Raw genomic sequence first — 26,465 nt, forward strand, 5'->3', positions numbered from 1 at the left:
CATGAACTTCTTTTATTCTGGATCAATCGCTGTTGAATCAACGACCTTTCCTTCCTTTGCCTCTAGAATAAAGGCTGTCTTCACTGTGTTGTGCTTGTCATCAATAGAGAAGGTCCCTGTAATCCCTTCAAAATCTTTGGTTGCCTCGAGGGCCTGGCGTACCGCTTCCCGCTTCTCTGAGCCTGCACGTTCCATGGCATCGAAGGCGAGGTAAGCCGCATCATAAGCCAGGGCCGCAAACATATCAGGATCCGTGCCGTATCTGGCCTTGTAATTCTTCATAAAGTCCTTGGTCCTTTGAGGAGAATTCTCATCGGCTACGAAGTGAGCAGCGTAGTAGATATCCGTAAAGTTCTTCTTACCAGCTAGGTTAACAATCTCCTCGTTACCAAAACCATCAGGCCCAAGAATAGCGGCTTGGATGCCCATCTCCCTTGCTTGCTTGATCAAGGGACCAGCTTCTTCATAGTAGCCTGCCACGAAGATAACATCCGCATCCTGACGCTTCACATTAGTTAAGATCGCGCTGAAATCGGTCTCCTTGGTGACATAGCTTTCATCGGCTACAATCTCACCCTGGTAGGTATTTTTAAATTCATCCGCTAAGTTTTGCCCATAATCTGACCCATTATCTTTAATAATTGCTGCTTTTTTGAAGCCTTTTTGGTTGGCAAAAGCTCCTAAGGCGGCCCCTTGGAAAGAGTCTTGGAAGCAGGTCCGGAAGACTTCTGGCAGGGTCTTGCCTTGGTTATCTAGGGTGATGGTGTCCCCTGTTGCAGTCGGAGTAATCATTGGCGTCTGACTCTGCAAGGCGATTGGAATCTGGGCTTCAACACTTCCCGTCGTTGCAGGCCCTAAGAGGACTGCCACATCTTCTAAATCGACCAGCCGAGCTGCCCCTGTGGTCACTTCTTCTGGTGCCGACTTATTGTCATACTCTTCATATTCAATTTGTTTGCCATTGACCCCACCTTGGGCGTTCTTCTCATCAATAGCTAACTTGATGGCATTATTCTGGACAATCCCATAGGCTGATACCCCGCCGGACAATTCCAGATTGCCACCAATTTTGATCGTATCGTATTCTTCCTGCTCGCCACTGGCTGGTTGGGTTGCTCGCGCGGAACATGCTCCCAAAGTCAGGGCGCTCATCATTAATAGCATAAATTTCTTAATTGACATGCCTGAACCTCCTTGTTTTTTTGCTATGAGATATAGTTTAGAATTTTCAGACAATTAAGTCAAGCTTTTTTTAAAATTTCTATCAGATTTTTCTCATCTTTCTTATTTTTTTAATAGAATGTTTCTATAAAATCAAAAAAAGCAGCTGCTAGGAGCTGCTTTTTCCTATCTTATTCTACCCCTTTGAGGGCTTCCACCATATCCACTTGTTTCAATTTATAGTGCATAATCGCCATCACGATAAGGGAGAAGGCCAAGGTTAGAAGGCTGGCATAGAGATAGGACAGGCCTTGAATTTGTGCGGGGAAGATCATGATATCCACTTCAACCGTCTGCAGGATATAAGTAGTCAGGACCTGGCCCATAGCTAGACCGGCTAGGATACCTGCCAGGGTCAATAGGAGGGTCTCCCGGTAGATGTAGAGGGTGACCTCGAGCGGGTAAGCCCCTAGGACCTTGATGGTTGATAGTTCACGGATCCGTTCCGACACATTAATATTTGTTAGGCTATAGAGCACGATGAAGGCCAGGATAGCCGCTGCAATAATCAAGACCAAGGTAACCAAGTTTAAGGTCTCCAAGGTTTCATTAAACATCTGGCGGAATTGATCAATATTAACGACCGTCACAATCCCCTCTTCAGCCATTAGGTCATCAATGACCTGGTCCTTTACTTCAGGACTATTGTCCGCTAACTTAATTTCCACTTGGTTTTGGCTAGGGAGGCGGCCGATGAAGTCTTCATAGACGGACTGACTCATAAAGACATCGTGCATAATATAACTTTCAAAAACGCCCTTGACCGGCAAGTCAACCACTTGACCATCAGGATCTTCTAAGCTGATGGCGTCTCCTGCTTGAATCCCCAGCAATTTAGCGAGCTTGTGATTAATGAGCACGCCATCTTCGGGTAAGCTCATGCGTTCCCCTGTCTTCACATCGGCTAGGGCATAGAAGTCTTGGTAATTACTGGATGGGTCCAGAGCATGGAGAGAAACCGTCTGTTGGTTGACCCCTTCATCCGTCGTTTGATAGCTGGCACTATAGAGGGGCAGGGCATCTGCCACCTGGTCGTGCTGGCGGATGGTCTGGTTCAAGTCGTCCACTTCTCCCTCGGAAAGCTTAGGCCGGTACTGGACGATAGCTTGGGCATGCTCAAGCTCAATAAATTGCCGGTCAGCCAAACCAGATATCGAGTCCGATATCCCAAATCCTGTTAGCAAGAGGGCTGTCGAACCAGCTACCCCAATCAAGGTCATGGCATTGCGGCCTTTATAGCGGAAGAGGTTGCGCAAGCTAATCTTATTGTTGAAGCTTAATCTTTGCCAGAACCAAGTCCAGCGCTCTAAGAGAATCCGCTGGCCTTGTTTAGGCGGCTTAGGTCGCATGAGCACAGCTGCTGGTTCAGTTAAAGAATTGCGAGTGACCAGCCAAGCTGGCCCAACTGTCGTGAGCAGGGAGATGGAGAGGGCCAGTAGGAAATCCTTCCAGTAGAAACCATAGTAGACTTCTTGGCCTAAGTCATAGAGCATGCCGTAAGCATTGACAATGATATTTGGCAGGAGGTAATTGCCCACTGCCACACCGAGCAAGGTTCCTGTGACACTAGCTAGTCCAGCGTAGAGGAGAAATTTGATGGCAATTTCTGAAGAGCGGTAGCCCAGAGCCTTGAGGGTTCCGAGCTGGATCCGCTGCTCATCCACCATGCGTGTCATCGTCGTGAAGCTCACCAAGGCTGCCACTAGGAAGAAAATAAGAGGAAAGACCCGAGCAATGGCTGCAATTCGGTCCGCATTATCCTCATACTCACTGTAGCCGCTCAGCTGACTACGGTCATTGACCTGGTAGTTAGGCGCCTCCATTTCTTCCTTGTAGGTCTTAGCTTGGTCCAATTTCTCTTGACCTGCTGCCAAGTCCTTTTCTTTTTCTTGAATTTCCTCTTCAGCCTGGTTAATCGCCGACTTCCCCTGGTCTAAGCCTTCTCTGGCTTGGGCAAACTGAGGCAGGTCAGCAGCGCCAGGCCCTAAGCTGTCTATCGCTTGTTTGACCTGATCTTCCTGGGCCTTTAAACTTTCTTTCTCCGCTTTTACTTGGTCCTTGGCTTCTTGAATAGCCTTTTGGGCAGGTTTCAAGTCCTCTTCAGCTGTCTGAATCTCCTGGTCTAAGTCCTCTTGACTCTTCTGATAGCGTTCTTCTGCCCGACCATCCAGGGCCTCTTCCACTTCTGTCTTCGCCCGGTCAACTTCTTCTTCATAAGCCCTACTATAGGCGGGAAGGTCTTCTGCACCCTCCAGCTTAAAGGCGACCTGGCTATACAAGTCCCCGGTAAAGGCCTCGGGTTGGACAACAGCGAAGCCGTCGATTGAGCCCTTGCCGATTGGGCTATTGCCCCGGGCACTCTGGTCGATATACATGGGAGACGTAACAAAGCCCACCACTGTAAAGCGATTATTAGCTAGACCAGGTGCTTGATCGCTGACTTCCTGGTCAGGCTCAGCCAGCTCAATCACATCGCCAATCTGGTAGTTATAGCCTCCTTCTTCAGCCAAACGAGCATCTAGGGCAACTTCATCATTTTTTTCTGGAAGTCGACCTGACCTTAACTTGTACTGGTTAATGTCACCCATTTGATTAAAATTCGGCAGGAAGCGCAAGAGACTTTCTTGCTGGGTTTCTTCCCGGTCGACACTGCGGTAAGGATAAGCCTTAATCCCTTCCAAATCATCCACTCGGTCAATATCCTCGGCCGTTAAGCCCTGGTCTACCTGTAAGCTCAGATCTTGTAAGTGCTGGTCTTGGAAGTAAAGGTTAGCCGTATGGCGCATATTCGGTGCCGCTGCCCGGATCCCTACGAAAAAGCCGGCCCCTAAGAAAATAATACCTAATAGCGCAATGAAACGGGAAAAGCTATTTTTAATTTCGCGGAAACTATCTTTCCATAGAGCTGTTTTCTTCATAGTCACCCCTACCATTCAATCTCTGAAACAGTCTTGGGCTCAGCCTGCAAGTAACTGTCTGCCACCTGACCGTTCTTAATTTCAATGACGCGGTCAGCCATGGGCGCAATGGCCCGGTTGTGGGTGATCACGATGACCGTCGTATCTTGTTCACGGGACTGCTTCTGGAGCAAGGCCAGGACCTGTTGACCGGTCTCATTATCCAAAGCTCCTGTCGGCTCATCACAGAGCAAGAGTTTAGGATTCTTAGCCAAGGCCCGTGCAATCGAAACCCTTTGCTGCTCTCCACCCGACAGCTGGGCTGGAAAGTTATTTTGCCGGTCCGTTAGACTCACTGCTGCCAAAGCTTGGTCAGCCGCAATCGCTTGCTGGGCAATTTGCTCGCTCAATTCAATATTTTCCCGGGCGGTTAGGTTGGGAATTAGATTATAGAATTGGAAGACAAAGCCGACATTATCCCGGCGAAATTTAGTTAATTGTCGGTCGTTAAATTGGCCAATTTCCTGACCGTCGACCCAAATTTCACCAGATGTTGGCTTATCCATCCCCCCTAGAATATTTAAGGTTGTCGATTTGCCTGCTCCTGATGGCCCCAAGATGACGACAAATTCCCCCGCTTCAATCTCAAAGTTCATGTGGTCATTTGCCAACACTTGGGACCGGCCTTCACCGTAAGATTTAACGACATCTTTGAATTCAATATATGCCATCGTTGACCATTCCCTTTCTTTATATAATATGTTACTTTGTTAGTATATCAATAGTAAAAACCAGCTAAAAATAAAAGCAATTAAAATAAGTAAACTTAAGGAGTTCTTTATGATTTATGATGTCATTGTCATTGGTGGGGGCACTAGTGGTCTCATGGCTGCTTGTTCTGCTGCCCAAACGGGGGCCAAGGTCCTCCTCTTAGAAAAAAATCCCAAGCTGGGTAAGAAGCTCTTGCTTACAGGCGGTACCCGCTGCAATGTAACCAATAAGCGCCCAGCCCGCTATATTATTGACCATATTCCTGGCAACGGCAAATTTCTTTATAGTGCCTTTTCTCGTTTTGATAATCAAGATATTATGGCCTTCTTTGAAGCGCGTGGCGTGGCCCTCAAAGAAGAAGACCATGGCCGGATGTTCCCTGTTTCCGATTCAGCCAAAACGATTCTACAAACTTTTATCGATGAATTAAAGCGTCTGAAAGTTGAAATTATCTGCCAGGCTAAAGTCAAGGCGCTCAAACTTCAAGCAGAAGGCGTTAGTGTTCGAATCGATGACCAACGCCAGTTCCAGGCCCGAACCGTTGTCCTCGCCATGGGAGGTCGGGCCCACCCTCGGACAGGTAGCACAGGAGACGCCTACCCTATCCTAGAAGCCCTCGGCCACAGTATCCAAACCATCTATCCGACCGAAGTCCCCCTCACTTCTTCGGAGTCTTTCATCCTAAAGAAAGTCCTCCACGGCTTATCCTTGCGTGATATCGAGCTAACGGTCCTGGATGCCAAGGGGAAAGCAGTGGTCAGCCATCAAATGGATATGATCTTTACCCATTTTGGTGTCAGTGGCCCAGCGGTCCTCCGCTGCTCCATGTTTGTCCACCAGCTCCTCAGCCAAGGCAAACAGAAAGCCGTCAGCTTGAAGCTCGATGCCCTGCCCAGTCGCAGCAAAGAGAGTCTCATACAAGCCTATGCTGACCTCCAAGCGGACTACAGGGCCAAGGCCATCCGCAATGCCCTCAAAGAAAGCTTGCCCGAACGTTATGCGGAATTTCTTTGTCAGCAGGCAGGTGTCCCGCCCCTGACCCCCTGCCAAGACCTTTCTAAGAAGCAATGGGCAGCCCTGGTCGAGGTCATCAAAGATTTCCGCTTCAAGGTTGATGGGAGTCTATCGCTTGACAAAGCCTTCGTCACAGGCGGTGGCCTGACTTTAGATGAGGTCGATCCCTATAGTATGCAGAGTAAGCGCCATCCGCAAGTCTTTATTTGCGGCGAGCTCCTTGATATCAACGGCTATACAGGGGGCTATAACATCACCGCAGCTTTCGTCACAGGCCATGCAGCAGGCGAAAGTGCAGCTTACCAAGCGCTCAGTATGGCTTAACTGCTAGGGCAAAGCCTTGGTCAAGAAAAGCTTTGGGAGCCATTCCTGCCGCTTTTGACTGGAGGAATAGAAGAAAGATCCAGACTTAACAATAAAAGATCTTATAAAGACAGCACCGCCTAAACCGGAGAGTTCAAGCGGTGCTGTTTTTTAATCAGCCCGGTAAATCAATACCTTCAGATAGTCACTTTCCGGACTATGAGCAGGGACAGGAAAGTCCCCAGGCAATTTAAATTCTTGGATTAATTGTAAGTGACGTTGGGCCTTTTTAGCCCCTTTTTTAATATCTGCTTTAAAGGCAGCAGGACTATAATTCGACGCATTGGTGCTGCAGACTAGGTAGCCATGTTGAGCTAGAATATCTAGAGCTCCGGCAAGCAGCTTGGGATAGTCCTTATTAACCTTGAAAACCTTCTTCTTATTGCGGGCAAAGCTAGGAGGATCCATGATAATCAAATCATAGAATTTGTCATGGCGTTGGGCATACTTGTAGTAGTCGAAGGTGTCCATCACATAAATTTCCTGGTCCTCTACAGGAATATGATTGGCACGGAATTGTTCTTCGGTTAAATCACGGCTGCGGTTAGCTAGGTCCACACTAGTGGTCTGGCTAGCCCCAGCCAGGGCAGCAGCCACCGAGAAGGCTCCCGTATAGGAGAAGGTGTTGAGCACCCGCTTACCCATAGCCAATTCGGTTTGGATATAAGTTCTTACCTCACGTTGGTCGAGGAAAATTCCTGTCATCCAATGGTCATTGAGTCGGACCACATAGCGGCGTCCCTCCTCGAGTACGGTAAAATGTTCAGGTGCCTCCTCCCCAGCCAGCCATTCACTAGCCAGCTGGTCTTGACTCTGGAAGCGATTTTTGCCTACGATACCCAAGCAGTTTGGCATGACTTCCAGGAGGGCAGCTACAATGGCTGAACGATAGGCATAGATTCCTAAAGAATACCATTGGATGAGCAGATAGTCCCCATAGAGGTCTACAGTCAAGCCACCCAGACCATCCCCCTCCCCATTAAAGAAGCGGAAGGCGGTGGTCAATTCGTCTTCAAATAAGCTCTGGCGTCTAGCCTTAGCCTGGCTAAAGAGTTGACCAAAGAAGGCCTGGTCTAAGGCTTGCCCCTCTTGGTAACTATAGGCCCAGCCCAAGCCTTTGTTTTGCTTAGCCAGGTAGGCCATGGCAAGGAAGTTCCCCTTCGGATCGGTCAGATAAGCCTGGTCCCCTTCACTGAAGGAGAGGTCTTCCATAAAATCATCCGCTTGCAAAAGGGGACGGCCTTGGCGCAGGGCCTGGGCAGCCTCGTGTTTGAGTCTAACTTTCATTTTCTTCGTCACGGTCTTCCTCCTTTGCTTTGGGAAAGTTTAAAATAAAGCGCGTCCCTTGGCCAGGTTCACTCTCAACCTCTACCTGGGCACCATGCGCATGGACCAGTTCCTGGACAATAGCCAAACCGAGCCCAGATTCGCCATAAGCAGACGACTTGCGGGACTCATCAGCCTTGTAGAAACGTTCCCAAATATTAGCTAATTCTTCTTCTGTCATTCCTATACCTGTATCCATGATTTGAATTTCTGTGCCCTGGCTCGTCTCCCGGGCTTGCAACTTAATCTGGCCTTGGTCCGTAAATTGAATGGCATTCTGACTAATATTAAAGAGAATCTGCCGGAGCCGGTCCCAGTCCGCATAAACCTCGGTTTCTTCCGAACAATCAATGAGGATCTCATCCCCCTTACTTTTAGCTGCCTCATCCAATTGTAAAGCAAGATCTTCAAACATTTGCCGCACCTTAAAGGTCATCGGCATGAGGAAGATCTCCTGGGAACGGATCTTCTCATAGTCCAGGTTCTGATTAACCAGTCGGGTCAAACGCTGGGTCTCATTATGGACAAGTTCAATACTCCGTTTATAATGTTTTTCAGGAATTAATTGGTAACGCAAGCCTTCCAAGAGTCCATTCATCGTCGTTAAGGGCGTACGCATCTCATGGGCAACATCCAGCATAAACTGGCGGCGGATGTTCTCCTGGCGGTTAATTTCCTCAATTGAATGCTCAAGTGATGCTGCCATGCGGTTAAAGTCCCGGGTCAAATCCCCAATCTCATCATCGTAGTCTTGGGGCAGGCGAACAGCATAGTTACCATCCGCTACTTCCTTAGTGGCATGGCGGATGCGTCCGAGGCGCTGGTTCATAAAGTAAGAAATGCCTAAAGCAATGAGGAAAGCGACACCGCCTACCATTAAGACAGCGAGCAGGGTAGACATCCGGCTCCCCCAGAAACGGTGGCCAAACGCCATATTGTTCATCCCAATCGCAACAAATCCCTGGTAACGCCCCTCAGTGTCAAAGTGGGGGACAAAGGTGGCTAAGGCATCCCCATCTTCCTTGGAGAAGCCCATATCAAAGGCTCGCATTGGCTGGCGCGTTCCTGCCTCCAAGCTCGCTAAATCCTGGCGGTCGAGATAAGCGGACACCACTTCCGCGCCCTCAGGTTCCTGCTTGGGGTATATAAGCTGGGCATTCTGATCATAGAGAAAAATCTTAATGCCGGCACGCTCCAGGAGCTCTTGCTTATCCGCCAAGAAGTTTGAACTCACTGCATGGCCCTGAAAATAATCAGCCATGGCGTCCAATTTCTGGGCGGTCTGGTTCTGGAAGCGCTCCTCAGGAATCCTTAACATTGTATAGGAGAGGCCTGATAAAGTGAACAAAATAACAACAATAAAGGCTAGCAAGAGTTGGTAAAAATAACGCAAACTAACCCTCCTCAGTTTCGTCAAACTTGTAGCCTACACCCCAGACTGTTTGGATCACTTGTGGGCCCAGGGCTTCCATCTTATGGCGCAGTTTCTTGATATGGGCATCAACGGTTCGTTCATCCCCATAGAAGGGCTCTTCCCAAAGGCTGCTGAGCAAATTCTCACGGGTAAAAACTTGCTTAGGATGGGCAGCCAAGAGAGCTAGGATATCAAATTCTTTAGGGGTCAGGTCTTTGATTTCTTGATCTCCGTAATAGGCTTCCCGGGTCTTGGTATTAATCCGTATCGACCGGGTCTTGATAATATGACCCGAAGCCTGGTCGTCAGCTACTCCCTCGCCCTGGTCTAGCTTGGATAGTTGGTCTTGCTCTTCTTGGTAGCGGCGGTAGAGGGCCTTCATTCGGGCAACCATGGTGAGCAAACTAAAGGGCTTGGTCACATAATCATCCGCCCCTAATTCCAGTCCGAGAACCTGATCGCTCTCACTATCCCGAGCCGTTAGCATGATGATGGGTACCATCTTATTTCGGGCCCGAATTTTCTTACAGATTTCCCTGCCATTTAAAGACGGCAAGTTTAAGTCTAAAATAATCATCTCAATCTCGTCTTCATGGTCTAGAAAATACTCCCAACCCTCCTGACCATCCGCAATAAAGTCAGCTGTCCAACCATCTTCTCTATCAAAGTACATGCCCATCATTTCGCAGATCGAAGCGTCATCATCAATCATTAGTATATGCATTCCAGGTCCCCACTTTCTTTATCCTTCACAAGTAAAATAAATCTTATGTGAGTCTTCAAAACTATTGTACCTTATTTAACATGACTTGAAGTAAAAACTTTTTAAAATTGTTTCGTGAATTTCAGCTTTTTTCGTTTATATATCTAATAGGAGGTGAGAATAAATGAATCAAGTAGCTTGCATCGGCCGCCTGGCTGTTGAGGTTGAAATCAAAGACTTCCCCAATGGCAATGCGGTCTTGAATAATCTAATTGCGATTAACCGACACACTAACCAAAAGCAAGAAGCCGACTTTATCCCGATAGTCGCTTGGAATGGGACTGCCCGCCTGATTGCCAAATATCTAGAAAAAGGCGATGAAATCGGTCTCGTTGGTCGGATCCAAAGCCGACGCTACGAGACTAAAGAAGGCAGACAGCAAACCGCCATTGAAATTGTTATTAGTGATGTCACTTTCCTGCGTAAGAAGTTGACAGATACAGACAAGGTCATGACAATCCAAGTCGCCAAAGACTAAAATAAAGAATCCCTCCCCTATCAAAAACAGGCCGCATCAAAGCAGCCTGTTTCTTTTTAGTTGAGTTCGGTCGCGCAGAACTGGCTCCTCTTCACAAAACCCCTTCGAAGTCTTTCAGACTTCTTCGGTCTTTTGCTCCAGAGGTCCACTTCTAAACGCGCGCCCTCACATCCTTTAGTTGGGTTCGGTCTGGCAGAATTGGAGTGATTTCAGCAAAAGGGAACGACCGGCTTGCAGCCGCTCTTATCCCTTTTACCTCCAGTCATCCCTTTCTGAACGCCTTTGCTCACACCCTTTACTAGTCGGGTTCGAGGATGCAGAAAGGGCTCCTCTTCGCAAAAGGCTGCCGAAACTCTCCGAGCTTCTCTAGCCTTTTACTCCAGAGGCCCCTTTCTCCCGCATCCTCTCACACCCTTTACTTATAAATGGATTTGATTTCGAGATAGTCTTGAACGCCGTAGCGGCCGTTTTCACGTCCGATACCGGATTGTTTGTAACCACCGTAAGGGGCCTTGTTACTCTTGCCGGACTTGTTAATGTAAACAGATCCTGTCCGAATCTTACGGGCAACGGCGATTGCTTCTTCATCGCTTGGGCCAACCACAGCGCCAGATAAACCATATTCACTATCATTAGCAATTTCAATGGCTTCTTCTAGGCTGTCGTAAGGGATTACGCAGAGCACTGGGCCAAAGATTTCTTCTTGGGCAATGACCATCTTGTTGTCAACATCTGTAAAGACTGTTGGTTCAACATAGTAACCTTCACGGTCAATCTTACCGCCACCAAGAAGGACACGAGCGCCTTCTTCTTTACCCTTTTGAATATAGGATTCAACGGTTTCTTTTTGGCGTTCAGAAACAACAGGGCCTACTACGGTATCGGGATCGGTTGGATCACCAATCACGACATTCTTTTCGTAGTAATCGAGGATACTTTGGTTAGCAGCTTCTAATTCCTCACGTGGAACTAAGAGGCGGGTCAAGGCTGAGCATGTCTGGCCACAGTTATTGACTACCGTATCCATAGATTTCTTCACGGCATAATCAAGGTCGCCACCTGGCATATAGATGAGTGGTGATTTTCCACCTAATTCTAAGATTAACTTTTTAATCGTGAAGCTGGCATGTTGGTAGAGGTGACGGCCAACTGTGGTTGAACCTGTAAAGGAAATCACATCGACATCCTTGTGTTCGGTTAGAACATCCCCGACTTGGCTTCCTTGTCCCGTTACCAGGTTAAAGACACCCTTAGGCAAGCCGGCTTCATGGCAAATTTCAGCCAATAGCACCGCTGTAATTGGGGTATCGGTCGCTGGTTTAACAACAACGGTATTCCCAGCAATCAGAGCAGGACCAATCTTACGTTCAATCTGGGTCAGTGGGAAATTCCAAGGGGTCACACAAGCTACGACGCCAAAGCCTTCTTTAACCACTTGGGTCCCATCAATATCCTCTTCAAAATGAACATTCTCTAAGTCATCGAACATGTCGTCCATTTCCTTAATCGGTTGTTGGACATGTTTAGAACGGGCGAGGCTAATAGGTGCCCCTAACTCTTGGACAATGATATCAGCAATTTCATCCTGACGAGCTGCAATGCCGTCACGGACCTTCTTCAATAAGGCTGTCCGCTCTTCTAAGCTGGTTTCATTCCAAGCTGGAAAGGCTGCCTTAGCCGCTGCGACTGCAGCATTCATATCCTCAGCAGTCCCACGTGGAACACGACCAACGATTTCGCCATTGGCTGGGTTTTTAACTTCCATCCACTCATTGGATGAGGCGTTGCGCCATTCACCATCAATATAAAATTGATAATCTGTCATGTCAATATCACTTCTTTCTGATTTTAATGAGAATACGCTAAGTTAAACCCACATTTAACTCAGGGTTATCTCATTGTAACACAGTTTAACCAAAATTATCGATTTATTGCTTATATCTTTGCAATAAATTAACGGTCGCCATTGTAAATGCTTGGAACGACCACATAGTCCACCGTCCGCAGGGCGCCCAAATCACGACCGCCAGCATAGGAAATCGAGCTTTGGAGGTCTTCTTCCATTTCTTTAAGTGTGGCAAATAAACTGCCCCGGCTCTCAATTAAGATACGCTTACCTTCTACATTCTTATAGATGCCTTTTTGGAATTGGCTAGCTGAACCGAAGTATTCCTTGTAGGTCACCCCATCTTCTTCGACTTGTTCACCAGGAGATTCTTCGTGGGCAGCTAAGAGCGAGCCGACCATGACCATGCTGGCACCGAAACGGATGCTCTTAGCTAGGTCTCCATTCGTCCGGATCCCCCCATCCGCAATGATAGGCTTCCGAGCTGCTTTAGCACAGAGGCGGACCGCCGCTAGCTGCCAACCTGCTGTCCCGAAGCCTGTCTTGATCTTCGTAATACATACCCGACCTGGGCCAACCCCGACCTTGGTCGCGTCAGCACCAGCGTTTTCTAAGTCACGAACAGCTTCTGGAGTCGCAATATTCCCTGCAATGACAAAGCTATCAGGTAATTGTTCCTTAATGAAGCGGATCATATCAATGACCGTTTGCGAATGACCATGGGCAATATCAATGGTAATATAATCCACTGGCTGTCCCGAAGCTTTGACTTCACGGATAAAGTCGCGCTCCTCATCCTTAACTCCTACGCTAATGGAAGCGTAGAGGCCCTTGTCATTCATCATTTTAATGAAGTCTAGGCGTTTTTCGGGTTGGAAACGGTGCATAATATAGAAATAACCCTGTTCAGCTAGCTTGATAGCTAGCTTTTCGTCGATCACGGTTTGCATGTTGGCCGGCACCATGGGAATTTTAAAACGGCGCTTGCCGAATTCAACACTCGTATCGCATTCGCGGCGGCTTTTTACAATACATTTAGCGGGAATTAATTGAACCTGTTCGTAATCAAAAGTTTGCACGATTTTCACCTTTCTGCTTGGCTAATAATTATAATTGTCCGCCGAATATTTTACTCTATCTCGCCTGCAAAAGCAAAACTTTCTTAAAATCAGCTCATTTTTTATGCCAGCTGCTGGGCGGTGGGCTAAGCAAGACTTGCCACTTCAAGCCTTGGCGGATCTTCTTTTTGTCTGGCCGGCGCTTGGGGCTTGCACGCCTTTGCGACGTGCCAGGAGAAAGGAGCTCCGTTTCTTCTTGATCATCCAAAAGAGCCTTGGCATGGGCATCCAGATAGGCCTTAAAATCCTCATGGTCTTCATGAAAACGGTCAACTGCCCCTTCGATCATCTCATCCCTCTCAAGTCCAGCCTCAGCTAGGGCTTCGAAATCTGGCACTAAGTCAGGACTTAGCCCTTCTTCTTCCTGGTTTTCCTCTAAATCTTCTGGCTCAGTTGGCTGGGGCCCTAAAGCCTGGGCTAGGCCCTTAATTAAGCGATAGATCACATAAGCCAGTAAAATCCAAGCCCACATTAGTCATCACCCGCTGGACTTTCCTCTTCTCCAAAGGCCTGCCGCATCTTGGTATCGGCCTGGAGATTCTCTAATTGATAATGGTCCATGACCCCTAAGCGTCCTGAGCGTAAAGCTTCCGCTAAGGCCAGAGGAACTTGGGACTGGGCTTCCACTACTTTTGCCCGCATTTCCTGGGTCTTGGCAATATTTTCTTGTTCATTAGCCACTGCCATAGCCCGCCTTTCTTCAGCTTTGGCTTGGGCAATCCGCTTGTCTGCTTCTGCTTGTTCAGCTTGAAGCTTAGCCCCAATGTTTCGTCCCACATCGACATCAGCGATATCAATGGAGAGAATTTCATAGGCTGTCCCTGAATCCAGCCCCTTTCTGAGGATGGTTTGTGAGATGGAATCTGGATTCTCCAGAACGATGGTATGGGTCTTAGAAGAGCCCACTGTCGTAACGATCCCTTCACCAACCCGGGCAATGATCGTCGACTCACCGGCCCCACCCACTAAACGTTCAATATTCGCGCGCACAGTCACTTTGGCTTTGGCCCGCACTTCAATCCCATCCATAGCCACCCCAGCAATCACTGGTGTTTCAATGACTTTAGGATTCACTGATACTTGGACCGCCTCAAAGACATCCCGACCCGCCAAATCAATGGCTGCAGCTTGTTCGAATTCCAAGTCAATCATCGCACGTTGGGCAGCAATCAAGGCATCCACTACCATATTGATATCTCCTCCTGCCAGGTAGTGGGCTTCTAGGTCATTGAGGTCTAGATCAAGCCCTGCCTTGGTGGCCTTAATCATGGGCTTGATAATACGAGAAGGATTTACCCGACGCAAGCGCATCCCCACAAGGTCTCCTAAGCCAACCTTTACCCCTGAGAAATGAGCCGTCACCCAAAGCCCAACCGGGACAAAGATAAAGAATAGAATGACTAGGATAAACAGTAAAAACACAAGTAAAGCGCCTAACCATACATTAGTCATAATCAATTTTCCTCACTTTCACTTCATTTGTCTGAACAGCAATAACTTCAACCGCTTGGCCCCGGTCAATAAAATCTTGTTCACTGATTGCCTGCAGAATCCGACCATCTTTTAGGCATATTTTGCCAACGGGGCGCAGTGGTGCGACGACCTCCGCTTCCTGTCCCAGGACTTCTTCCTCTAATCTTGACTGCCTGTGCTGGCCTGGTCGGTCCTTTAAAACCAGACTTTGGGCTTGGGGATTATCAAGAACTAAGCGAATCAGACAGAGGGCTAGCAGTAAGCCTAAATAAACAGCGGCCAAAATTTCAAAAAGCAGGGGACCCAAAACTAAGTGATGCAAGTAAACTTCAACAGCTATCAGGAGAAAGCCTAGAATACCCAAGATGCCAAAAGAAGGCAAACAGGCTTCAAAAATGACAAGGGCTAAGCCCAGAGCTAGGCCCCAAATAAAGACATAGTCACTAGGGCCCCACAAGTAGAGACCAAGTATAGCCAGGACTAAGCTAAGAGCCGTGGTCAGCAAGCCTTGCCTAGTCTGGAAGCTAAATAGTAAACAGAGAACGGAAAAGATCCATACGATAAGCGCCATCCTAGCCCTCCTCTCATCAAGTGCCCATTGACGGTTATCTTCTGCTTCGAGTATACAACATTTAAGCCGGCAACCGCAATTCTCAAACTAGCCAGCAAGAAGCTAAGAAGAAAAAAAGAGTCAGTCAAAGACCAACTCTCTACATATAAAATCTATTAGCTATGACAAGCATAAGAAAACTTATCCAGGACTCAACAAGTTATGCCACAGGTCCTATTGCCGGCGCAATTCTTCCGCAAATTGATTAATTTTACGCAGGCGGTGGTTAACACCCGATTTAGAAACAGGGCCACTCTCCAATGTCTCCCCCAACTCCTTCAAGCTGGCCCCCGGGTGCTTCAGGCGGGCTTCAGCAATTTCACGTAATTTGACGGGGAGCTCAGCTAAACCGACCCGGTCTTCGATATAATTAATATTCTCAATCTGCTTACCTGCCGCAGTGACCGTCTTATTCAAATTAGCACTCTCACAGTTAACAATCCGATTAATCGAATTCCGCATATCCCGCATAACACGAACATCTTCGAAGCGGAGAATAGCTTGGTTAGCGCCCAGCAAGGCTAAGAAGTCAGAAATTTTTTCAGCTTCCTTGAGATAGCTAATATAGCCACTCCGTCGTTCAATTTGCCGGGCATTGAGATGATAAACATTCATCAAGTCAATAATATCTTGGTTATGCGACTGGTGGATGGAATAAATCTCCAGGTGGTAACTAGAAGTTTCTGGATTATTCACTGATCCAGCAGCAAGAAAAGCTCCCCGTAAATAGGCCTTGGCCAAGCGAGGATTTGCTTTAATCGACTGAGGAATCTTGGGAATGATCATAAGCCGGTCTAAAATTTCCATGTCAGACAAGATTTCCTGGGCTTCCCGGTGGATACGCACAATATAGACATTATTTTTCTTCAATTTCATCTTCCGGCGTACAATAATCTCGCCTGTCACTTGGTAGGTTTTTTTAAAGAGACTATATATACGACGGGCAATAGCCGCGTTCTCTGTTTGAACATTTAAAACCAAACCTTGGCTCAGCAAGTTGATCGACCCATTCATCCGCACCAGGGCTGATAGCTCTGCTTGGGCCTCATCCTTAGTCACTTCAATCCGGGTTAATTCTTTTTTGACATCTGCAGCAAATGAACTCACGACTGGCATTCCTCTCTACTCGAAACCCTTGTCCGCCTCATAAAGACGCAAAATCGTTTCGACAAGTTTATCTTGATTATGATACACGCCCGTCTCTCTGAGGTCAAGGAAATCAGCTGCGACAATTTGTGCTTCTTCATGAAGAATGCCTGACCGGTCCCTTTCCACCTGGACCAAATACTCAGGGGTCTGATCAGACTCCATGTATTCATAGGGCACGGGTGCCTTATTAACCAAGGCGTAATCAATCCGTTTGGCTTGGAGGTGGTCGTTAATGACCCGGACATGGTCCGCATCAGAAAAATGCTCCGTCTCCCCTAATTGGGTCATAATATTGCAGATATAAATCACCTTAGCCGGGCTCTCCAGGACCGCTTGGCGGATGTCTTCAATCACTAAGTTGGGAAGAATGGAGGTATAGAGCGAACCCGGGCCTAAGACAACCAGATCCGCTTCACGGATGGCTGCAACCACCTGGCGCCCCGCTTGGGGAATGCGATTTTTCCCCGCGTCCTCCTCTATGCAATGCACACTCACGCGTTCGATTGGCCGCCGCTGACTGACAATCTCCGTTTCCCCATCAATTACCTGACCATCACTATAGTGAGCGCGTAAGACCAGGGGTTCTTCCGCAGCTGGTAAGACCCGTCCCTTGACCTTCATCATAGCTGATAGGAGACGCAAGGAGCTAAAAACATCCCCCCGCATCTCTGCTAGCGCTGCAATAATTAGGTTACCGATAGCATGGCCCGAGAACTCCTGGTCTTCAGGTGCAAAGCGGTATTGAAAAATATCCTTATAAATGGCGTCCACTTCAGATAGGGCCACAATACAATTGCGGATATCCCCAGGTGGAATGGTATTCAAAGAGGTCCGAATACTGCCACTACTCCCACCATTATCAGACACCGTGACGACCGCTGTGATCTCACAATTGGCCTTCTTCAGCCCCGATAGGAGGATAGGAAGCCCCGTCCCCCCACCGATGACAGTAATTTTTAACTTATCGTTTCTGGCTTGGTTGAGTAAGTCGCGATTAATCATGAATGCTTCACCGCCGCCTGGCTCTTCTTCGCATCCCGGTGGGACACATGAACATTGTAGCCGAGAGCTTTAATGTGGTCGCCGATGCGTTCAGTCAAGGCAACGGACCGGTGTTGGCCTCCGGTACAACCAATTGCAATCGTCACACTGCTCTTTCCTTCTGCTTCATAGAGCGGAAGGGTAAAGTCTACCATATCGGTAAATTTATCGAAGAAAGTTTGGGTGTCTGACTGAGCCATCACATAGTCATAAACCGGGGCATCCTGACCCGTCAGCGGTCTAAGATCGGTCTGATAGTAAGGATTGGGGAGGAAGCGGACATCCATGACGATGTCCGAATCAATTGGAATCCCATATTTAAAGCCAAAAGACATCACTTCGACCGTAAAAATCGCATCGTCACCACTATGAAATTCGCGCATCAGGGTTGCCCGGAGCTCTCTTGGTGACAAGGAGCTGGTATCTATGACCAAATGCGAATTTTCCTTAACTGCTGCCAGTTGTTCCCGTTCACGCTGGATACCACTCAGGACTGTCCCATCTTGTTGAAGGGGGTGGCTACGGCGAGATTCTTTGTAGCGGGATACTAGCTTGCTGTCGCTAGCCTCCAGGAAGATAATCTGTAGCTTCATAAAGTCCTTGTGGTCCATATTCTTGAGCACCTGGTTAAGTTCGGTAAAGAAATCCCGGGAACGCAGGTCAATCACCAAGCAAACCTTACTGATGGTATCTGAGCCTTGCAAGAGGTCCCAAAAAGATGTCAATAAAGACGGTGGAAGGTTGTCTACACAGAAGTATCCCATGTCTTCAAAAGATTGCAAGGCAACTGTCTTACCAGCCCCACTCATCCCCGTAATGATCACAAGCTTAATATTATTTTTGGTCATTCTATCACTCCTATAAAAGATAGGCTCCTAGCATCTTAACCATGTACTGCCAACAACTTTTACGCTGTAAATTCTTTCATGGCAGCTTCATATTGGTCAAGGGCCTTCTGAGCCGCTAACTCATCCTCGGCGGCAACACCGATATAGAACTTAATCTTAGGTTCTGTCCCACTTGGCCGAACGGCAATCCATGTGCCATCAGCCAGTTCATATTTCAAAACATTGGATGGAGCTTGTTCGAGTTCTTCTTGCTTACCATCCGCATAGGTCTTCGTTTGGTCAGCAAAGTCCGAAGTAGCTTCGATTTGAACCCCCGCAATTTCCTTTAATGGTTCTGCTCTCAAGCCCTTCATTAATTGCTCAATCTTTGCCGCCCCTGCCTGTCCAGGTAATTTAACAGAAATCGTCTTTTCTTTAAAGTAACCATATTCCTGGAAGATTTCTTGTAAGCCATCATAAGGTGTCTTGCCTTGTTTCTTATAATAGGCTGTCATTTCTGCCATCAAAAGGATAGCTTGAACGGCATCTTTATCCCGGACGAAGGGTTTCACCAAGTAGCCATAGCTCTCCTCGAAACCAAAGAGGAAGATCTTGCTTTGATCTTTTTCATATTGTTTAATCTTGTCAGCAATCCACTTAAAGCCGGTCAGGGTATTGACCGTTTCAACCCCATAAGCGGCTGCAATTTTTGCTGGTAAGTCAGAAGACACGATAGACTTCAGGATCACACCATTGCTTGGCAAATCTTCCGCTTCTTTCTTGGCCTGGAGAATATAATGAGTCATCAGGGCCCCAATCTGGTTACCGGTTAAGATTTGGTAGTTACCGTTAGGTAGGCGGACAGCGCCCCCCATCCGGTCAGCATCAGGGTCGGTTGCTAAGAGGATATCGGCTGTGTTCGCTTCACCATACTTGATGGCATATTCAAAGGCCGCCGCATCTTCGGGGTTAGGATCTGGGGCATAGGTGAAATCAGGGTCAGGCTTCTTCTGTTCATCCACAAATACAACGGATTCAAAGCCTGCATAGTCTAGAGCTCGTGAAACGGGCATCATGCCTGTCCCATGAAGCGGGGTGTAGACAATCGTCACTTGGTCCCCCATTTCCTTAACCAGGTCTTGGTCAATCGTTACTTCGGCTACCCGGGCCAGGTATTTTTGGTCCAGCTCTTCGCCAATAACGGTTAATAGCTCACTTGCCTGAAGTTCATCTTGGGAAAGGCTTGGAACAGTCAAGAGGTCAACTCCCTCTGTATGGGCCACCAAGGCATCCGCATCCTCTGGTGTCATCTGTCCCCCGTCAGCCCCATAGACCTTGTAGCCGTTATATTCAGCGGTATTATGGCTAGCCGTAATCATAATGCCTGCAAAAGTCTCTAATTCACGAACAGTGAAAGAAAGTTCAGGTGTAGGACGCAAGGACTCGTAAACATAGCTTGGAATCCCGTGTTTAGCTAGGACAGCTGCGGATTCATAGGCAAAGCGCTGGCTATCATGACGGCCATCGTAAGCAATAGCCACACCTGCCTTCTTAGCTTCTTCCCCATAATCTTCCATTAAGCGGGCCAGGCCCTCTGTTGATAAGCGAACGGTATAAATATTTAAGCGGTTAATCCCAGGTCCCATAAGGCCGCGCATCCCCGCTGTCCCAAAGGCAATCCTTTGGTAGAAAGCATCTTCCAAGGCTTCAGGGTCTTCTTTTAAGGCATCTAATTCTTCTCTTAAAGTCGGATCCAAATTTTCAAATTCATCCCAGTGTTTAAAGTTTTCTTGCCAAGTCATGCTCAACACTCCTCATCATATTCTTTTCTTTTATTATAGCAAATTTTACCTGTAAAGGCTTCTAATCTTATCCTAATTTAAAAAAGATGTAAGCCTTCACAAAAAATGTCATCCCCAGGGCGGCAAGAAAAGATTTTAGGCCCCCGAACAAGGTCTATACTATTGGGCTAGTCTCGTTTGCTGGCTTAGCCCTTGGGGGAAAGAAAGGCAAATAAAAAACTTCTCAATTGCTCCTTCCATAGAGCAATTGAGAAGGCTTAAAGGGGGCTCTTAGACCTCCTCATCATGGTAACCGTAACCATAATAGGAATTCACTGCATCTCCGACAGCGCCATTATAAATCGCGCCGAGGACATTAGCATTGACAGCATCTAAGAGTTCTTTTGATTTTTGGACATTGCGGATTTGCGAGACATTCTCGCGTAAGACAAAAATCACATTATCCACACGTGACGCCATGATCTGGGCATCAGTCACTAGCAGAATTGGTGGTGTATCGATGATCACAAGGTCAAAGAGTTGCTCGAGTTCATCAATAATATCTGTCATCCGCTGGGAACTCAAGAGTTCAGCCGGATTAGGGGGCTTAGGACCAGCTGGAAGAACATATAGATTGGCCTCTGGCACATATTGCACATAGTTCATAGTCTTCAGTTCCCTTTGCGTGAGCAAACTGGTCAGACCAGAGGGGCCATCCACATCGAAGGTCTTGTGGATCGTCGGCTTGCGCAAGTCACAGTCTACAATACAGACCCGCAAATTAAGGTCAGCCATAACAGTTGCAATATTGGCCACAATCGTTGACTTCCCCTCCCAGGCCCCTGATGAGGTAAACATGATCGACTTAAATTTCTGTTCTTCCATTGCGAATTGAATATTCGTTCGAATCGTTCGGAACTGCTCGGAAACAATATCATTCGGACGCTGGAGGGTAATCAGACTAGAACCTTGGCGCTGCTCCCGGTTCTTTTTGACAATTTCTTTCTGTTTGAAACGAGAAAACATACTTAACACCTCCTAGATACGACGTTTACTGTCATCAGAATTAGCAGACCGTCCCTTGCGCTTGAAGCGGGTTTCTCGGACCTGGGTCTGACTCATCTCAGGTAAGACACCGATGAGCTGCCAACCCATTTCACTGACAATTTCTTCACTCCGTACTGTCTTGTCCCGGTAAGCTTGCCAGAGGGCCCAAAGCGTTGCTAGGAGGAAGGCCAGACCTGCTCCGATTAAGATATCCAGGATGGGCTTAGGCCGGACTTTCTCCGTATGGGTCTTAGCGTCAGCCACTTGCTTGACCTGGCTATTGGGATAGATTTCCCCCACTTGCTTGGCGAAACTTGAAGCAATCTGGTTGGCTAAGTCGGAAGCAGCATAAGGCGAATTATCGACAACTGCAATCTGTAAGACGAGCGACTCGTCATTCGTCCTTACTTCAACCTGGTCGCGCAGGGCTTGATAGGACAGATCTTTCTCAGCTCCCTGAGCGACTGGTTCCAAAACAGCCGGTGTTAAGACAATTTCCTTATAGGTGTCAGTCAATGTCTTAGCCTGGTCGGCTAGCGGAGCAGTCGTCTCTTCCGATGGATTCTGGTGGACAATCACCTGGGCTGTCCCTTCGTATTGAGGTTCGAGGACGAGAAAGGAGATCAGGCTAGCCAGAATCATCCCAATGACCGTCGCCATCATAATGAAGGCCAGCTTGTTTTTCATAATTTTAAGGACCTCTGTTAGAGGTTTACGCTGTTTTTTTACCATAAGAACCACCTTTCTTCTTATTTTTGACGCCTAAAGAAGTCAAAAATACTTCGTTTCTTTTTTAACTGGTAATGGGTCACCATGGGATCTCCATTCAGTAGGCTGATGGCATTCTGTTTTAAATCAAAGCTAAAACTTTCACCGTAGGTCTCTTCTAAATATTGGTAAACGCTAGCTAGGCTGTCTTCTTGCCAACGGTCACTGCCACAGAAAGCGCCGGAAGCAATCACATGCAAGTAGCGTCGGTCGACCAAGTCCCAAGCTAGGCGGTAGGCTGGCGCCGGGCTGGACGGGAGCAAGGAAGTCGCTGAGGCTTGGATGCCACAGCCCTGGTCACAAAAATCAAAAAGGAGCTGGGGCTGCTTTTGAAAGCAAGCTTGCTTCTCCGCCTGGCTAATAATCGGCCGAATATTGTTAGCCAACAAGGCAAAAAGAACCTCCTGGGTATAAGATGGTAGCTCTTGGTCTGGGAAACGAATGAATAGATAACGTTGGTTTAAATCCGCAAAAGAAACTTTCCCAGAAAAGACATCTTCAGCTAGGGTCTCCTCCATGAGAGCTTCATGGCCAGGATAAACGCGGAGGGGGAGGCCCCGACGGTCGAGCGCCTCCTGGTAGGCTTCAGCCACCGCTTCTAACTTGCCAATAGGAGCTAGGGAAGTGTCATGTTGGTAGGGAGCCAGAGACAGAACATGGCTGATGCCGGCTTGAAGCATTTGATTGGCCCTAGGCAAGCTTTGCTCAAAGCGCAAGCCTTCCTCTACTTCTGGCAGAATATGGGCATGAACATCGACAAGCACAAGCATCAACTCCTCTCAAAAATAAGGCTAGTGCGAGAAGTCCTCACAAGCAAGCAAACGACTTTCCGCATCATAGCTTAACTTCATATCGATATATTGGTCGCTTTCAAATAATTTCTTTAAAAAGAGGCGATCACCTTCCCAGAGTTCTAATTGGGGAATTTGATCCCGGGCTACCCAGGCCAGATCACCTTCATAAGTCTGGATGACTTCCCGAGAGGCTAAACGCCCGGTATAAAGAAAGATATAGAGGGGATCGTCTTCCGCATAGAAGAAAGTAACGACGCCACGGGCTTGGGCCTCTAAGAGCTCTTGGCCCGTCTCTTCTTTTACTTCTCTTTGGGCACATTCAAGCGGACTTTCGCCCCATTCAAATTTACCGCCCACGCCTAACCACTTATTATGGTTGATATCGTTAGCTTTCTTCGTTCGGTGGAGCATTAAAACCTCATCCCCATCGATTAAATAAACTAAACTAGTTAATTGCACCTGCTTCCACCCCTGTCTGTATTAAGCCTGGTAAGCGCTCGGTAAATTGGGGATGGCGATCACGCCGTAAGCGTCTCGACCAGCATGGATCCCTATCACCGGCGTTAAGTAAGTCTTTTCAATAGTAATCTCAGGATAAGCTGCACTAAAGGCTTCCTCCAGAGCTGCCACCCCTTCAGGATTCAAGGCATCTAGGATAATGAGCCGTTCCAGGCCGTCCGGATAGTCTTGCACCCTTTTAGCAATTTCATCCACAATCGTTGCATAGACGCGTTTCCGTGAACGTACCTTGGCAAATACCTCCACCTTGCCATGCACCTCTAACACAGGGAAAATATTTAATATTTTTCCAATGAAGGCAGAAGCATTACCGGCCCGTCCTCCCTTGACTAAGTAGGACAAGTCCTCAAAGCAACATAAGAGGGCCGTTTGGTCGGTCATTTTTTCTAGGTGGTCTAAGATTTCTTCTTGGCTAGCGCCTGCTTCTTGAAGCCTAATCGTATGGTCAAGCAGGGCTTCGATGGCTAGAGAAATTGACTTGGAATCAATCACATGGACGGTCAGTCGATCATCATATTCATGCATAACCGAATAGGCTGTCTGATAGGTTCCGCTAAAGTCTGAAGACAAGAAGAAGCCATAGACCGCCTGGTAACCCTCCGCCACGAGGACATCCATAATGTCATAGAATTGTTGGGGTTGGGGCTGGGAGGTTGTTGGAATTTCTTCTTGCTTAGGTAAATCTTCATAGAAAGCCTGCAAGGCCTCAGGATCGGTTGTGTCCCGTAAACTATCGCCATTGGCATAATGAATCGATAAATAGACTTGGTAGACATCGGGATGGTCTTGGTATTGGTCTGGTAAAGAAGCTGTACTATCAATAATATATGCTGTTTTCATAACTAACCTTTCCAAGTTATCACAAAATAACTTCATTCATAGAGTCTCGCTTGGCTTACAAGCGTCTATTTTTATTATAACAAATCTGACCTTTAAATGATATGGAAGCGAAAAGGAAGCTTTACTCCCTAAGCATAGCATATTCTTGTTTTCAATCCTTGCAATTAATTTTTAAGAATATATAAATCCTCAAGCCTAGACTTTTCTTTTCATTGGTTTTCTTCAAGTATTTAGAACATTTTTTGTTCTCAAAGGGATTAAAGGTGACGCTTACATAGAAGAAAGCGATGAATCCCTGTCACAGCAAGGCTTATGGCTTGAATTTATTAAAGATAAAGATTAAATTAATAAAAAAGGAGGAATTATTTATGCATAGATTTAATCGTTATCTAGGAGCTGGCGATAAAGAAGCCGGCTATAACCTATCATGGGGAGCGATTTTTGCCGGCGTTGTTACTTTCATCGCCTTAATGATCACCCTCGGTTTTATTGGTAATGCCATTGGTTTCGGGACAGTGAGTCCTAAAGCCAGTGATCCCATGTCAGGTGTTGGAACAGGTCTTTTAATTTGGACTGTGATCCAATTAATCCTGTCATTCTTAGGAGCTGGCTTCGTCGCTGGGGTCACTGCCCGTCGCGTCGGTGTCGTTCATGGTTTCTTAACCTGGGCCGTATCAACCATCGCCACTTTCATCTTACTTTCAGTGGCAACCGTATCGATTCTGTCATCCGTTGGCAGCTTCTTTGGTCAAGTGGCCCAAACAGCTGGTCAAACGGTTGAAAGTGTTAGCTCATCAGCTGCGGATAGCATCTCAAATGGCGTTAATGCCCTGACAGATCAGATTAACGTTGACCAAGCAGACATCCAAAACTTAGAAAGCAATGTCAACGAGGTTCTGCGTGATACTGATATTAAAGAACTCCAACCTGAGTACTTAAAGGGGCAACTCCAAGCTGCCACGGACGATATCAGCCAGGCTGCTAAAGACTTGGTAAGCAATCCAGATAATTCAGACGCTATCTTCGACCAATTGAGCAGTCAATTGCAAGCACGGACAGAAATCATCTCTGAAAATGTAGATGAGCAAGCTGTCGCTAATGCCCTGGAATCAAACCCTGACCTAAGCCAAGCTGAAGCTGAGCAAACAACACAAAATATTGTCGAAGGCTATAACCGTGCGGCAAGTGAAGCGCGTCAACAAATCGACCAAGCTAGCCAAGCCCTTGATCAAACGAAAGCAGAAGCTCAAGACGCCCTTGCCCAATTACGCAATGAAGCCAATAAAGCCTCTGATAACACTGCCCAAGCTTCCATCTGGGCCTTTGTTGGACTCTTACTTGGAGCCATCCTGTCATCAGTCGGTGGGTTCTTTGGGACCAAACTTGTCACTGAAGAAGCCAAGGAAAGCCATATCTAAGCGATCATTCGCACAAAAAAAGGCGCCTGTTAAAAGGCGCTTTTTTGTATGTCTATTCTTTTATAAACCTTGGATATAATTATAAGCTTCTTGGCCAGCTTGACCGCCATCGCCTACTGCGGTTGAAATTTGCCGCAATTTCTTTTGCCGGATATCACCCGCGGCAAAAATGCCAGGGATCGCTGTGAGCATGTTCTCATCAGTGATGACCCAACCTTCTTCATCCGTAATCCCCAGGTCCCCGAAACCGGCTTGGTTGGGGAGAAGGCCGATATAGATGAAGACGCCATCACAGTCTTCAACATAAGAACTGCCATCCTTCTTCATAATACGGACTCCAGTTACCTTCTGACCATCGCCCAGGATCTCTTGCACTTGGGCATCCCAGGTGAAATCAATCTTCTCATTAGCGAAGGCCCGCTCTTGGAGAATAGCTTGGGCCCGCAATTGGTCACGCCGATGGACGATCGTCACTTCTTTGGCATACTGGGTCAAATAGCTGCCTTCTTCAACAGCAGAGTCCCCGCCACCTACGACAATCAATTTACTATCCTTGAAGAAGGCCCCATCACAAACCGCACAATAAGAAACGCCCCGTCCAGCATAGTCGGCCTCACCAGGAACCTCTAATAGACGGTGGGTAGACCCTGTCGCAATCACAATGGCCTTGGCCTGGTAAGTTGCCGTATCCGTTTCTATCGTATGGTAGGGTTGGCCCGGATGGATAGCTTTCACATTTCCATAGGCATAATCCGCTCCAAAGCGCATCGCGCCTTCATACATGCTGGTCGCCAGATCTGGTCCTTGGATACTCGGAAAGCCTGGATAGTTCTCTACTTCAGCCGTATTCAGAAGCTCCCCGCCAGGCACTCCCCGCTCTAAGATTAAAACGGACAGGGCTGCGCGTGAGGTATAGAGGGCAGCCGTCATTCCAGCTGGCCCACAGCCAATTACAAGTACATCATATTGTTTGATTTCTTCGGTCAT

At 47.5% G+C, this 26,465-nt stretch carries 24 protein-coding genes; 3 read left to right on the forward strand and 21 right to left on the reverse strand.

Translation table 11 applies throughout. The features are described from left to right. Positions 1 to 12: 12 nt before the first annotated feature. The 3 genes from F6I03_RS03260 to F6I03_RS03270 all read right to left on the reverse strand — a co-directional run bounded on the left by F6I03_RS03260 (position 13) and on the right by F6I03_RS03270 (position 4,849). Entirely contained in the window at positions 13 to 1,182 is a 1,170-nt protein-coding gene (locus F6I03_RS03260) for an ABC transporter substrate-binding protein (RefSeq protein WP_070431184.1), read from the reverse strand. 170 nt (positions 1,183 to 1,352) lie between these two features. Continuing rightward, positions 1,353 to 4,139 carry an ABC transporter permease gene (locus tag F6I03_RS03265; protein WP_070431183.1) on the reverse strand — a complete coding sequence of 929 codons (2,787 nt, stop codon included), beginning with the start codon at positions 4,137 to 4,139 and terminating at the stop codon, positions 1,353 to 1,355. Between the two features lie 8 nt (positions 4,140 to 4,147). Further along, positions 4,148 to 4,849, reverse strand: a complete 702-nt coding sequence (locus F6I03_RS03270) for an ABC transporter ATP-binding protein (RefSeq protein ID WP_070626243.1) — start codon at positions 4,847 to 4,849, stop codon at positions 4,148 to 4,150. A gap of 109 nt (positions 4,850 to 4,958) precedes the next feature. Between F6I03_RS03270 and F6I03_RS03275 the strand changes: the two genes are divergently transcribed. Continuing rightward, on the forward strand, positions 4,959 to 6,227 hold the full coding sequence (locus F6I03_RS03275; protein WP_070431181.1) for an NAD(P)/FAD-dependent oxidoreductase: 1,269 nt from the start codon (positions 4,959 to 4,961) through the stop codon (positions 6,225 to 6,227). A 150-nt stretch (positions 6,228 to 6,377) separates the two neighbouring features. Here F6I03_RS03275 and F6I03_RS03280 read toward each other — a convergent pair whose 3' ends face one another. Genes F6I03_RS03280 through F6I03_RS03290 form a run of 3 tightly spaced genes read right to left on the reverse strand, consistent with a single transcriptional unit; the run spans position 6,378 to position 9,730 of the window. Beyond that, positions 6,378 to 7,565, reverse strand: coding sequence for a class I SAM-dependent rRNA methyltransferase (locus tag F6I03_RS03280; protein WP_224788484.1), 1,188 nt, complete (start codon positions 7,563 to 7,565; stop codon positions 6,378 to 6,380). After that, entirely contained in the window at positions 7,543 to 8,985 is a 1,443-nt protein-coding gene (locus F6I03_RS03285) for a sensor histidine kinase (RefSeq protein WP_070431180.1), read from the reverse strand. Before F6I03_RS03285 ends, F6I03_RS03280 begins: the two co-directional genes overlap by 23 nt. A gap of 1 nt (position 8,986) precedes the next feature. Further along, the gene (locus tag F6I03_RS03290) at positions 8,987 to 9,730 is read right to left on the reverse strand and encodes a response regulator transcription factor (protein ID WP_070431179.1); all 744 of its coding nucleotides are present in this window, start codon (positions 9,728 to 9,730) and stop codon (positions 8,987 to 8,989) included. 163 nt (positions 9,731 to 9,893) lie between these two features. Between F6I03_RS03290 and F6I03_RS03295 the strand changes: the two genes are divergently transcribed. Beyond that, positions 9,894 to 10,247, forward strand: a complete 354-nt coding sequence (locus F6I03_RS03295) for a single-stranded DNA-binding protein (RefSeq protein WP_070431178.1) — start codon at positions 9,894 to 9,896, stop codon at positions 10,245 to 10,247. Positions 10,248 to 10,662: 415 nt separating this feature from the next. On the opposite strand, the gene F6I03_RS03300 is transcribed toward F6I03_RS03295, so the two are convergent. The 14 genes from F6I03_RS03300 to F6I03_RS03365 all read right to left on the reverse strand — a co-directional run bounded on the left by F6I03_RS03300 (position 10,663) and on the right by F6I03_RS03365 (position 24,060). Beyond that, positions 10,663 to 12,072 carry an aldehyde dehydrogenase family protein gene (locus tag F6I03_RS03300; RefSeq protein WP_070431177.1) on the reverse strand — a complete coding sequence of 470 codons (1,410 nt, stop codon included), beginning with the start codon at positions 12,070 to 12,072 and terminating at the stop codon, positions 10,663 to 10,665. Between the two features lie 128 nt (positions 12,073 to 12,200). Further along, on the reverse strand, positions 12,201 to 13,175 hold the full coding sequence (locus tag F6I03_RS03305; protein WP_141737868.1) for a GMP reductase: 975 nt from the start codon (positions 13,173 to 13,175) through the stop codon (positions 12,201 to 12,203). A gap of 91 nt (positions 13,176 to 13,266) precedes the next feature. Beyond that, entirely contained in the window at positions 13,267 to 13,683 is a 417-nt protein-coding gene (locus F6I03_RS03310) for a hypothetical protein (RefSeq protein ID WP_070431175.1), read from the reverse strand. Then, entirely contained in the window at positions 13,683 to 14,663 is a 981-nt protein-coding gene (floA, locus tag F6I03_RS03315; RefSeq protein WP_070431174.1) for a flotillin-like protein FloA, read from the reverse strand. The genes F6I03_RS03310 and floA overlap by 1 nt, the downstream gene beginning before the upstream one ends. After that, entirely contained in the window at positions 14,656 to 15,255 is a 600-nt protein-coding gene (locus F6I03_RS03320) for an NfeD family protein (RefSeq protein ID WP_070431173.1), read from the reverse strand. Before F6I03_RS03320 ends, floA begins: the two co-directional genes overlap by 8 nt. Before the next feature lie 213 nt (positions 15,256 to 15,468). After that, the gene (gene whiA, locus F6I03_RS03325) at positions 15,469 to 16,401 is read right to left on the reverse strand and encodes a DNA-binding protein WhiA (RefSeq protein ID WP_224788485.1); all 933 of its coding nucleotides are present in this window, start codon (positions 16,399 to 16,401) and stop codon (positions 15,469 to 15,471) included. A 15-nt stretch (positions 16,402 to 16,416) separates the two neighbouring features. Next, positions 16,417 to 17,445: a gluconeogenesis factor YvcK family protein gene (locus F6I03_RS03330; RefSeq protein WP_070431171.1), complete on the reverse strand. Its 1,029-nt coding sequence runs from the start codon at positions 17,443 to 17,445 to the stop codon at positions 16,417 to 16,419. Further along, entirely contained in the window at positions 17,442 to 18,332 is an 891-nt protein-coding gene (rapZ, locus tag F6I03_RS03335) for an RNase adapter RapZ (RefSeq protein WP_070431170.1), read from the reverse strand. The genes F6I03_RS03330 and rapZ overlap by 4 nt, the downstream gene beginning before the upstream one ends. Before the next feature lie 59 nt (positions 18,333 to 18,391). Then, complete coding sequence (locus tag F6I03_RS03340; RefSeq protein WP_070431169.1) at positions 18,392 to 20,113, reverse strand: phospho-sugar mutase; 1,722 nt, start codon at positions 20,111 to 20,113, stop codon at positions 18,392 to 18,394. 270 nt (positions 20,114 to 20,383) lie between these two features. Beyond that, the gene (locus tag F6I03_RS03345) at positions 20,384 to 21,118 is read right to left on the reverse strand and encodes a CpsD/CapB family tyrosine-protein kinase (RefSeq protein WP_083290583.1); all 735 of its coding nucleotides are present in this window, start codon (positions 21,116 to 21,118) and stop codon (positions 20,384 to 20,386) included. Between the two features lie 12 nt (positions 21,119 to 21,130). After that, positions 21,131 to 21,871 (reverse strand): YveK family protein, encoded by a 741-nt coding sequence (locus F6I03_RS03350; RefSeq protein ID WP_070431168.1) that lies wholly within the window; start codon positions 21,869 to 21,871, stop codon positions 21,131 to 21,133. Positions 21,872 to 21,888: 17 nt separating this feature from the next. Then, entirely contained in the window at positions 21,889 to 22,671 is a 783-nt protein-coding gene (locus tag F6I03_RS03355) for a CpsB/CapC family capsule biosynthesis tyrosine phosphatase (protein ID WP_070431167.1), read from the reverse strand. Between the two features lie 27 nt (positions 22,672 to 22,698). Then, entirely contained in the window at positions 22,699 to 23,160 is a 462-nt protein-coding gene (locus tag F6I03_RS03360) for an NUDIX hydrolase (protein ID WP_083290582.1), read from the reverse strand. 21 nt (positions 23,161 to 23,181) lie between these two features. Beyond that, on the reverse strand, positions 23,182 to 24,060 hold the full coding sequence (locus F6I03_RS03365) for a DegV family protein (protein WP_070431166.1): 879 nt from the start codon (positions 24,058 to 24,060) through the stop codon (positions 23,182 to 23,184). Between the two features lie 368 nt (positions 24,061 to 24,428). Between F6I03_RS03365 and F6I03_RS03370 the strand changes: the two genes are divergently transcribed. Further along, positions 24,429 to 25,478 carry a hypothetical protein gene (locus F6I03_RS03370; RefSeq protein ID WP_070431165.1) on the forward strand — a complete coding sequence of 350 codons (1,050 nt, stop codon included), beginning with the start codon at positions 24,429 to 24,431 and terminating at the stop codon, positions 25,476 to 25,478. A 60-nt stretch (positions 25,479 to 25,538) separates the two neighbouring features. On the opposite strand, the gene trxB is transcribed toward F6I03_RS03370, so the two are convergent. Continuing rightward, positions 25,539 to 26,465, reverse strand: a complete 927-nt coding sequence (gene trxB / locus F6I03_RS03375) for a thioredoxin-disulfide reductase (protein WP_070431164.1) — start codon at positions 26,463 to 26,465, stop codon at positions 25,539 to 25,541.

Origin of the sequence: Aerococcus sanguinicola (assembly GCF_008726925.1) — a bacterium.
Lineage (GTDB): Bacteria > Bacillota > Bacilli > Lactobacillales > Aerococcaceae > Aerococcus.

Excerpts from the sequence above, each read along its gene's own strand:
- F6I03_RS03270 (WP_070626243.1), bottom strand. The coding sequence starts at position 4,849 with ATGGCATATATTGAATTCAAAGATGTCGTTAAATCTTACGGTGAAGGC.
- F6I03_RS03295 (WP_070431178.1), top strand. The coding sequence starts at position 9,894 with ATGAATCAAGTAGCTTGCATCGGCCGCCTGGCTGTTGAGGTTGAAATC.
- F6I03_RS03275 (WP_070431181.1), top strand. The coding sequence starts at position 4,959 with ATGATTTATGATGTCATTGTCATTGGTGGGGGCACTAGTGGTCTCATG.
- F6I03_RS03265 (WP_070431183.1), bottom strand. The coding sequence starts at position 4,139 with ATGAAGAAAACAGCTCTATGGAAAGATAGTTTCCGCGAAATTAAAAAT.
- F6I03_RS03370 (WP_070431165.1), top strand. The coding sequence starts at position 24,429 with ATGCATAGATTTAATCGTTATCTAGGAGCTGGCGATAAAGAAGCCGGC.
- F6I03_RS03320 (WP_070431173.1), bottom strand. The coding sequence starts at position 15,255 with ATGGCGCTTATCGTATGGATCTTTTCCGTTCTCTGTTTACTATTTAGC.
- trxB (WP_070431164.1), bottom strand. The coding sequence starts at position 26,465 with ATGACCGAAGAAATCAAACAATATGATGTACTTGTAATTGGCTGTGGG.
- F6I03_RS03260 (WP_070431184.1), bottom strand. The coding sequence starts at position 1,182 with ATGTCAATTAAGAAATTTATGCTATTAATGATGAGCGCCCTGACTTTG.
- rapZ (WP_070431170.1), bottom strand. The coding sequence starts at position 18,332 with ATGACCAAAAATAATATTAAGCTTGTGATCATTACGGGGATGAGTGGG.
- F6I03_RS03345 (WP_083290583.1), bottom strand. The coding sequence starts at position 21,118 with ATGTTTTCTCGTTTCAAACAGAAAGAAATTGTCAAAAAGAACCGGGAG.
- F6I03_RS03350 (WP_070431168.1), bottom strand. The coding sequence starts at position 21,871 with ATGGTAAAAAAACAGCGTAAACCTCTAACAGAGGTCCTTAAAATTATG.
- F6I03_RS03365 (WP_070431166.1), bottom strand. The coding sequence starts at position 24,060 with ATGAAAACAGCATATATTATTGATAGTACAGCTTCTTTACCAGACCAA.
- floA (WP_070431174.1), bottom strand. The coding sequence starts at position 14,663 with ATGACTAATGTATGGTTAGGCGCTTTACTTGTGTTTTTACTGTTTATC.
- F6I03_RS03290 (WP_070431179.1), bottom strand. The coding sequence starts at position 9,730 with ATGCATATACTAATGATTGATGATGACGCTTCGATCTGCGAAATGATG.
- F6I03_RS03340 (WP_070431169.1), bottom strand. The coding sequence starts at position 20,113 with ATGACTTGGCAAGAAAACTTTAAACACTGGGATGAATTTGAAAATTTG.
- F6I03_RS03310 (WP_070431175.1), bottom strand. The coding sequence starts at position 13,683 with ATGTGGGCTTGGATTTTACTGGCTTATGTGATCTATCGCTTAATTAAG.
- F6I03_RS03330 (WP_070431171.1), bottom strand. The coding sequence starts at position 17,445 with ATGATTAATCGCGACTTACTCAACCAAGCCAGAAACGATAAGTTAAAA.
- F6I03_RS03300 (WP_070431177.1), bottom strand. The coding sequence starts at position 12,072 with ATGACAGATTATCAATTTTATATTGATGGTGAATGGCGCAACGCCTCA.